The 1,312-nt window shown below is 50.6% G+C and carries 1 protein-coding gene; it reads left to right on the top strand.

What is annotated here, in order from left to right:
* Positions 1-53 precede the first annotated feature (53 nt).
* Positions 54-1,309 (top strand): IS3-like element ISSen1 family transposase gene (locus ACH0VJ_RS22535; protein ID WP_086016038.1). Its coding sequence is split into 2 segments (ribosomal slippage): positions 54-405 and positions 405-1,309, totalling 1,257 coding nucleotides; the frame shifts between segments, so codons are not numbered across the junction.
* Positions 1,310-1,312: the final 3 nt, after the last annotated feature.

The raw sequence follows: 1,312 nt of genomic DNA, 5'->3' as shown, positions 1-1,312 counted from the left end.
TGACCCGTCCTGAATAGCGTTGACACGTTCCAGACTTAAATCCGGAGAACGTGATGATGACTGAGTTCAAACGCACCCAACGCGATTATCCTCTATCCTTTAAAATAGCCGTCGTTGAGCAGGTCGAAAAAGGCGAGATGACCTATAAACAGGCCCAGCAGCGATATGGCATTCAGGGGCGCTCCACCGTACTTGTCTGGCTGCGTAAATATGGCCGGCTTGACTGGAGACCCGGACTTCCTGACCTGGTGAAGAGGAAACTGCCTGTGGCTCAGACAACTATCCCGCTGACACCCGAGCAAAGAATCAGGGAACTTGAAGAACAGCTTGAGCTGGCAAACCAGAAAGCTGAGTTTTTTGAGTCCGTTATCAACGTCCTGAAAAATGATTACGGGGTAAGTGTTGTAAAAAAGCGGCCCGGCAAGTCCTCACGCAAAGTCAGGCCCCCAAAATAACAGTTACGCGTGCATGTCAGTTCCTGGGGCACAGCAGACAGGCGTGGTACCAGTACAATACAAGATGTAATAAACGGCAGGAGCATCATGCTCAGGTTCTTGATTTTGTTGCCCGTACCCGGTGCCGTCAGCCGCGAATCGGTACGCGTAAACTGCACTATCTGCTGAACATGCAGGCCGATAAAACGCTGAATATCGGACGGGACCGTCTGTTTAATCTGCTGGGTGAATACCGGCTCCTGGTACCCGTGAAACGGGCATATCACAAAACCACCAACAGCCATCATCGCTTTTACCGGCATCCTAATCTGCTGAAACCCGGCCCTGAACAGGTTACCGCCCTTGAGCCAGAGCAGGTCTGGGTCGCCGATATTACTTACCTTCCACTACGCAGCGGCACGGCCTATCTGAGTCTGGTCACCGATGCCTGCTCCAGAAAAATCGTGGGTTACCATGTCGGGGAAAACCTGCAGACAGAAAATGTGGTAAAGGCGTTCAGGCAGGCTCTGAGGCGGAGAAAAACGACAGGTCCGCTGGTACATCACTCTGACAGAGGACTGCAATACTGTTCGGTACTTTATCAGTCAGTTCATGAGCGAAACGGAATAACCTGTTCAATGACCGATGGTTACGACTGCTACCAGAATGCGCTGGCTGAGAGAATAAACGGGATACTGAAAAATGAGTTTTTACTCTCGCGTCCTGCAGACCTGGAGCAAGCGCGGGAAATAGTAAAAGAGTCCGTGGCAATTTATAACCATGAACGGCCACACCTGGCCCTGAAATACAAAACGCCCGATGATGTTCATCAGGCGTTTTACAGACAAAAAACTGTCAACCTATATCAGGACTAGTCA

This window comes from Salmonella sp. 2020_1459 (genome assembly GCF_043847915.1).
GTDB classification, from domain to species: Bacteria; Pseudomonadota; Gammaproteobacteria; order Enterobacterales; family Enterobacteriaceae; genus Salmonella; species Salmonella enterica.
Note: the sequence above shows the minus strand (reverse complement) of the source record. Positions and strands in the feature narration are given on the sequence as shown.